Source organism: Luteitalea sp. (assembly GCF_022842525.1).
GTDB lineage: Bacteria > Acidobacteriota > Vicinamibacteria > Vicinamibacterales > Vicinamibacteraceae > Luteitalea.
Window position 1 is genome coordinate 1 of the sequence record NZ_JALHPM010000254.1, and the last position, 7,076, is coordinate 7,076.

Below are 7,076 nucleotides of genomic sequence, written 5' to 3' on the forward strand. Positions count from 1 at the left end.
GCAGAGGAGCGGGCCGTCATGGAGGCCCGACTGGCGACCGAGGCCGATGTCTCGGCCGAGCAGGCGCAGCGCATGGTGCAACTCGCGGTGGACGCCACCGGCAGTCATGGTGCCGCCGAGGACTATCAGGTCGCCCGCGAGTTCGAGCTGCTGGCCACACGCGACGAGAAACTGCAGTTGCTGCGCGCGCTCTTCGCGGTGTCGGCCCAGCACGGCATCGCGACGGTCGAGGAGACCGAGATCAGCCGCATCGCCAGCGTGCTGCGCCTGGAGCGCGCGGACGTCGCCGCCCTGCGCCTCGAATTCCGGGACGCCCTCAACGCCCGCCAGCCGCGGCAGCCCTGACATGTCTCGCACCCTGCTGCTCATCGTCATCGTCGACGTCGCCGTGATGGTGCTGCTGGCCGTCTGGGTGCTGCGTCGCCGCATGGTCCGCGAGGACGACCTGCGTCGCCGCATCGGCGCGCTCGAGGCGGGGAGGGGACTGTCCACGGCCGACGTCCTGCAGCAGGCAAGGTCCGCCGGTGGCCTGGGCGTGGCCGCGGCCGCCGGGTCCGCGGAGGCGGTGGCGCTCGCCGCCATTCGACAGGTGCGTGCCCCGGCCCCGGGCGACGAGGCGGCAGCGGGCGAGATCGTGCGGGCGGTGCGGGACGGTCAGCTGATCCCGGCCATCAAGCGGTATCGCGAGGTCACGGGGCTCGGCCTGAAGGAGGCCAAGGAAGCGATTGACCGACTGCAGACGGTGATCGACCGCTGAGTCAGCGGATGACTTCGTAGGTGCCGGTGGTCGGCCGGGTGTTGGTCAGGCGCCACTGCGGCTGGCCATCCACCTCTTCGAGCACCTTGTAGATGACGGTGCCGCCGCCCGATCGGGCCACGGGCATCGTTTCGGACCGCTTCGTGATCTTCTGGACGTAGTCGCGTGTCTCGCGGAATGGCGGGACGCGCTGTCCGTACCGGTTCACCGCGCCGGGGCCGGCATTGTAGGCCGCCAGCGCGAGCACCTCGTCGCCGAATTCCCGGATCAACGACCCGAGGTAGGCGACCCCGCCGTGGATGTTCTGGACCGGATCCCAGGGGTTGTCCACCCCGAGGTCCGCCGCGGTGGCCGGCATCAACTGCATCAACCCCATGGCCCCCTTGTGTGAGCGGGCCCGCGGATTGAATCCCGATTCGACCTGGATGACGGCGCGGACCAGTTCGGGACGCACCCCATGGGTCGCCGAGGCGGACTCGATGGCCTCGTCGTACAGGCCCTCGACGTCGCCGCGGACGCTCCGGGTGGTGCGGACCCCGGACGCGTTGCGCACGGCGTACGTGCTGACCCCGCTACCGGCCACGGGCTGGTCGGACAGCACGATCGTGCCCGCCGCATCGCGGCTGACGTAGATCTGCGCGGAGACCGGGGAGACGGCGAGGCCGAGCACCACGGCCAGCGTCGACACACATGCGCGGAGAACCATGCCCTTCACATCGGCATGGCAGGGCAAGACTCGATCCCGACCGCGAATGGCCCATTTCAGGCCTCTTCGGGCGACGCCAGGGCAAAAACTGCCGCGTCCGGGTGCGCGGCGCGTCGCTGCCCTGACGATCCTGTCAGCGGGCCGTCGCTGCCAGGGCGTCCTGCACGGCCTGAGGCGCCGCCGTCAGGAGCGCGTCGATCTGCTCCGGCTGCTTGCCCCCCGCCTCGGCGAAGTCGGGCCGTCCTCCGCCGCCGCCTCCGACGATGGGCCCCAGGCGCTTGACCATGTCGCCGGCCTTCACGCGCGCGGTCAGGTCACTCGTCACCGAGACGACGAAACTGACCTTGCCCTCGGCGTTGGCCGCGAGCACGACCACGCCCGATCCGAGTCCGGCCTTGATCTGGTCGGCGAGTTCTCGCAGCGCGGTGCGGTCCACGCCGTCCACGCGACGGGTCACCACCTTCACGCCCGCGACCTCGTGCGTCTGCTGCCCGGACGAGGCGTCCCCGGCGCCCAGGGCAGCCTTCACCTTCGCCTCGTGCAGTGCCCGGGTCAGGCGCTTGATCTCGGCCTGCAGTTTGCCAGCGGTCTCCGCGGCGTCGGCGGGTGCGGCGTGCAGTTCGGTCGAGACCGCCTGCAACTGGCGGCGCTCGTCCTGCAGGAGCGCGAGGGCGCCGTCCCCGGTCACGGCCTCGATCCGGCGGACGCCGGCCGCGACGCCGCTCTCCGAGACGATCGTGAAGATGCCGATGTCGCCGGTGGCGCGGCAGTGAGTGCCGCCGCACAACTCGAGGCTGTAGCCCGGGATGTCGACCACGCGGACCGTGTCACCGTACTTCTCGCCGAACAGCGCCATGGCGCCCAACGCCATCGCCTCATCGGTCCGACGCAGCGTCGTCTGCACGTTGGTGTTGCGCATGACCTGGGTGTTGACGAGCCGCTCGATGGCGTCGAGGTCGCTGGCGGCAATCGTGCCGGTGTGCACGAAGTCGAAGCGCAGGCGGTCGGGCGCGACGAGCGAGCCGGCCTGCTTCACATGCGGGCCGAGGGTCTGGCGCAAGGCCGCATGCAGCAGGTGCGTGGCCGTGTGATTCCGGCGGATGGCAGTGCGACGCGGCAGGTCGACGCGAGCCGAGACGTGCTGGCTGGCGCGCAGGATTCCGCGATCGATCGTCACGTGGTGCACGCGCGGCCCGCCCGCGACGAGGCGGGACATCGCCTGCACGGTCGCGGCCCCGTCCTCGGTGGTCAGGGTGCCGACGTCGGAGACCTGGCCGCCACTCTCGACGTAGAACGGCGTGCGGTCGAGCACGACGAAGCCGGTCGCGCCCGTGTCCAGGGCCGGCACTTCACGTCGATCGGCGTCGAACAGCGCCACGATCTTCGCGTCCGAGACCTCGGTGAGGTCGTAGCCCTCGAAGCGATCGCCGATGACGTCGAGCGCGGCCTGCGTGCCCGTCCCGCTGACGGTGAAGCCCTGGGCCCGTGTCACCTCGAAGTGGCTGCCGGCGCGGGCGCGTTCGCGCTGGGCCTCCATGGCGGCGTCGTACCCGGCCCGATCGACGGCCAGTTGCCGTTCGCCGGCCAGGTCCTCGATGAAGTCGAGCGGCAGGCCGAGGGAGTCGTAGAGCCGGAACATCTCGTCGCCGGGCACGACCTTGCTCGCCGACGCGGCGGCGCGGTCCAGCACCTGTTCGAGGCGGCCCAGACCGGCCGACAGCACGGCGTCGAAGCGCTCTTCCTCGGACCGGATCACCTTGACGACGCTGTCGCGGTTGGCACGCAGTTCGGGGTACGCATCGCCCATCTCGGAGACGACGCGGTCGGCCAGCGCGTGCATGAACGGCTCGGTGATGCCGAGCTTCTTGCCGTGGCGCATCGCGCGCCGCATGATCTTGCGCAGCACGTAGCCGCGCCACTCGTTGCTCGGGATGACACCGTCGGCGATGAGGAACGTGCTGGCCCGCATGTGGTCGGCGATGACGCGCATCGACGTGCTCGCCGCGTCGGTGCGCGTGTACGGCTGGCCACACATCGTCGCGACGTCCTGCAGCAGGGGCTGGAACAGGTCCGTGTCGTAGTTGCTCTCGACGCCCTGCAGGACGGCGGTCACGCGCTCGAGGCCCATGCCGGTGTCGATCGACCGCGCCGGCAGGGGATCGAGGGCGCCGCCCGGCTGCCGATCGAACTCCATGAAGACGTTGTTCCAGATCTCCATCATGGAACCGTCGTCCTTCAGGTAGTAGATCTCGGAGCAGCGTCCGCAGGGGCCGGTGTCGCCCATCTGCCAGAAGTTGTCCTCGGCGCCGAGCTCGCCGATGCGATCGGCGGGCAGGAACTTGCGCCACAGATCGTAGGCTTCGTCGTCGCGCGGCACGCCGGGCTCGCCCATGAAGATGGTGGCGTAGAGGCGCTCGGGGGGGATCTGCCAGACGGCCGTCAGCAGGTGCCACGCGTAGGGGATGGCCTCGCCCTTGAAGTAGTCACCGAACGAGAAGTTACCCAGCATCTCGAAGAACGTGTGATGCCGCGGCGACGGCCCGACGTTGTCGAGGTCGTTGTGCTTGCCGCTGACGCGCATGCACTTCTGCGTCGTCGTCGCCCGGGCGTAGTCGCGCTTCTCCTTGCCGAGGAAGACGTCCTTGAACTGGTTCATCCCGGCGTTGGTGAACAGCAACGTCGGGTCGTCGCCCGGCACCAGGGAGGCACTGGCCACCCGCTTGTGCCCGGCTGATTCGAAGAACTCGAGGAACCCACGGCGGATGTCGCGCGAACGCATAGCCGCTCATTGTAAGCCGCGGGGCGCATCCCGTCCTATACTCCGCGGATGCGCTTCCGCCCCCGTTCCGTTGCCCTGGCCGCCCTGCTGTTCGCCAGCCCTGCCGGTGTCGCCCTGGCTCAGACGCCCGCCGCCGCACGTCCGGCGCAGCCGCCCCTGCCCGCCGACGCCAGCTACACCGTCCGGCCCACCGCTGGCGCCGCCCGTGCCGCGTTGCTGGCTGCCGACGATGGCGCCTGGGGACGTGCCGAGGTGCTGGCCTGGGGCGCGGCGCCGTACGAGACGCGGCTGCGTGCACTCTGGGCGCCCGAGGGGCTGTATCTGCGCTGGGACGCCGATGATCCGGCCCCGTGGGCCACCATGACCCAGCGTGACGATCACCTGTGGGACGAAGAAGTGGTCGAGATCTTCCTCGACCCCGCCTGGGCCGGGAAGGACTACTGGGAACTCGAAATCAGCCCGACCAACGTCGTCTGCGACGTGCGCATGGTGGCGCCGCATCCGACCGTGACGTCGGACCTCACCTGGAACCACGAGGGCCTGGAGACCGCCGTCCGCCACGAGAAGAACACCGACGGGACACCGAAGCGCTGGATCGCGACGGCCTTCGCGCCCTGGGCCGGCTTCCGGTCGCTGCCGCTGCCCGAGAAGGTGGCGCTGCCGCCGGCGGCCGGTGAGGCCTGGGGATTCAATGCCTTCCGCATCGAGCGGCCCAACGGCCCGGCGAAGCCGAAGGAGGGGGCGGTCAACCGCGCGTGGTCGCCCACCGGCGCCGCGAGCTTCCACGTGCCCGCCGCCTTCCGGAAGTTCATCTTCGCGGCGAAGTGACGGCTACGATTCCTCGGCCTCGTTGCCGCGGCGGCAGGTGCGCACCGCGGCGATCGAGGCCGACAGATCGAAGCCCTGTCTGACCAGGTAGCCCACCAGCCGCTGCGCATGCCGGTCGTCGAGGACGGGGCCCCTGAGCTTGCGCGCGAGCGCGGCCTCGAGCGCCTCGTCGACCGAGCGCTCCTCGAATCCCTCGTCGGTGGCGCTGCGGGCCGTCTCCTTGTCGACGCCCATCGACTCCAGCGTGCGCCGGATTCGCAGCGGGCCCCGGTGCTTGATGCGGGCTTCGGTCCGGGCAAAGGCCCGTGCCGAGCGCTGGTCGTCCAGCACCCGCTCGCGCTTCAACCGCGCGATGGCCGCGTCGACGTCGTCGACGGCACACCCACGGCGCTCCAGGCGGGTCCGCAATTGTCGTTCGGTGAGCTCGCGCCGGCCCAGCGCCGCCAGGCCGTACACGTACGGGTCGGGTGGCTGGGCGTCGCGAGGCATGCCCCGATGGTAAGAGAAACCGCCGATCGGCGGTGGACATCGATGCTACGTGCCGAATCGCGTCACTTCGGGGGGCGCGCCGGGGCGGCCCATCGAGGCGTGCAGCATCTCGTCGCGGGCCATGTCCGACGTCGTCGACACGCCCTGCACCTTCAGCTTGAACTCGTCCTTGTTCGAGGCATACCGCATGGCGTCGTCGTAGCTGACGATGCCGCGGCTGTACATCAGGAAGAGGTGCTGGTCGAAGGTCTGCATGCCGTACTGCGACGTGCCGGCCGCAATCGAGCCGTGAATGAGGTGCGTCTTGTCCTTGTCGGCGACGCAGTCCCGGATGAACGGGGTGGTGATCATCACCTCGACGGCCGCGACACGCCCGGCGCCACCGGCGCGGGGCAGGAGGCGCTGGGACACCACGGCGCGCAGCACGCTGGCCAGCTGCAACCGCACCTGACGCTGCTGGTGCGGCGGGAAGACGGCGACGATGCGGTTGATGCTCTCGGGGGCGTCCAGCGTGTGCAGCGTCGAGAAGACGAGATGACCGGTCTCGGCCGCGAGCAGGGCGGTCTCGACGGTCTCGAGGTCGCGCATCTCGCCGACGAGGATGACGTCGGGGTCCTGCCGCAGCGCCGAGCGGAGGGCATGGGCGAACGACTTGGTGTCGACGTTGATCTCGCGCTGATTGACGATCGAGCGATGGTCGCGGTGCAGGTACTCGATCGGGTCCTCGACCGTGACGATGTGCGAGGAGCGGTGCTGGTTGATGTGGTCGATCATCGCGGCCAGCGTGGTGCTCTTGCCGGACCCGGTGGTGCCGGTGACGAGCACGAGGCCGCGTTCCTCCTCGGCAATCGACTTGAGGACGTCGGGCAGTTCCAGCGCCTCGACCGACGGGACCTTGGTCGAGATGACACGGATGACCAGCGAGATGGTGCCGCGCTGCGTGAAGACGTTGCAGCGGAAGCGTCCGAGCCCGGGAATGCTGTAGGCCGCGTCGATCTCCTGGTGCGCCACGAAGTACTTGCGCTGCTCGACGTTGAGCACGGTGGCGGCCATCGTCTCGGTGTCGTCGCGCTCGAGGCGGCGACTTTCGTTGGCCACCACGAGGCTGCCGTCGATCCGCATCATGGGATAGCTGCCCACCTTGATGTGGATGTCGGAGGCGCCACTGCGAACGGCGTGTGTCAGGAGGTCGTTGAGATGCATGACTGGCCCTGCCTGCCAATCGGCAGGAGCCGGACCGGTCATGAGCGGGGGTGCATCAGCGGGGGTGGCGCGCCCGCGCGACGGTCCCACAGTGGGACGATTGAGACCACGCGCATCATTCCAGAAGCCGCGGTGATGACGGCGAACCTTCGACGTCGTGCCGGCGCAGGAATCGCTTGACTTCACGGCGCCGACTGCCAATCTTGGGCGCACACATGAACAGACGCGCCTTCATCAGCAGCCTCGGCACCTCCGGCGCCGCCCTTGCCGCCCGGCCGGCCGGCGCCCTGCCGCCGGCTCGGGCGGGACGCCCC

Annotated in this window: 7 protein-coding genes; 3 read left to right on the forward strand and 4 right to left on the reverse strand. The window is 69.9% G+C overall.

The window, feature by feature from the left end; translation table 11 throughout:
- A partial coding sequence (locus Q0C41_RS28440; protein WP_291989884.1) for a TerB family tellurite resistance protein occupies positions 1-345 on the forward strand: 345 nt, incomplete at its 5' end.
- Position 346: 1 nt separating this feature from the next.
- Positions 347-757, forward strand: a complete 411-nt coding sequence (locus tag Q0C41_RS28445) for a ribosomal protein L7/L12 (RefSeq protein WP_291989886.1) — start codon at positions 347-349, stop codon at positions 755-757.
- 1 nt (position 758) lies between these two features.
- On the opposite strand, the gene Q0C41_RS28450 is transcribed toward Q0C41_RS28445, so the two are convergent.
- On the reverse strand, positions 759-1,463 hold the full coding sequence (locus tag Q0C41_RS28450) for a transglycosylase SLT domain-containing protein (RefSeq protein ID WP_291989888.1): 705 nt from the start codon (positions 1,461-1,463) through the stop codon (positions 759-761).
- Between the two features lie 133 nt (positions 1,464-1,596).
- A complete protein-coding gene (gene alaS, locus Q0C41_RS28455; protein WP_291989890.1) occupies positions 1,597-4,242 on the reverse strand; it encodes an alanine--tRNA ligase in 2,646 nt (881 codons plus the stop codon).
- A 48-nt stretch (positions 4,243-4,290) separates the two neighbouring features.
- Between alaS and Q0C41_RS28460 the strand changes: the two genes are divergently transcribed.
- A complete protein-coding gene (locus Q0C41_RS28460; RefSeq protein WP_291989892.1) occupies positions 4,291-5,070 on the forward strand; it encodes a carbohydrate-binding family 9-like protein in 780 nt (259 codons plus the stop codon).
- A gap of 3 nt (positions 5,071-5,073) precedes the next feature.
- On the opposite strand, the gene Q0C41_RS28465 is transcribed toward Q0C41_RS28460, so the two are convergent.
- Positions 5,074-5,559 (reverse strand): regulatory protein RecX, encoded by a 486-nt coding sequence (locus tag Q0C41_RS28465; RefSeq protein WP_291989895.1) that lies wholly within the window; start codon positions 5,557-5,559, stop codon positions 5,074-5,076.
- Between the two features lie 45 nt (positions 5,560-5,604).
- On the reverse strand, positions 5,605-6,762 hold the full coding sequence (locus Q0C41_RS28470; protein WP_291989897.1) for a type IV pilus twitching motility protein PilT: 1,158 nt from the start codon (positions 6,760-6,762) through the stop codon (positions 5,605-5,607).
- Positions 6,763-7,076 lie beyond the last annotated feature (314 nt).

Excerpts from the sequence above, each read along its gene's own strand:
- Q0C41_RS28450 (WP_291989888.1), bottom strand. The coding sequence starts at position 1,463 with ATGGTTCTCCGCGCATGTGTGTCGACGCTGGCCGTGGTGCTCGGCCTC.
- alaS (WP_291989890.1), bottom strand. The coding sequence starts at position 4,242 with ATGCGTTCGCGCGACATCCGCCGTGGGTTCCTCGAGTTCTTCGAATCA.
- Q0C41_RS28445 (WP_291989886.1), top strand. The coding sequence starts at position 347 with ATGTCTCGCACCCTGCTGCTCATCGTCATCGTCGACGTCGCCGTGATG.
- Q0C41_RS28470 (WP_291989897.1), bottom strand. The coding sequence starts at position 6,762 with ATGCATCTCAACGACCTCCTGACACACGCCGTTCGCAGTGGCGCCTCC.
- Q0C41_RS28460 (WP_291989892.1), top strand. The coding sequence starts at position 4,291 with ATGCGCTTCCGCCCCCGTTCCGTTGCCCTGGCCGCCCTGCTGTTCGCC.
- Q0C41_RS28465 (WP_291989895.1), bottom strand. The coding sequence starts at position 5,559 with ATGCCTCGCGACGCCCAGCCACCCGACCCGTACGTGTACGGCCTGGCG.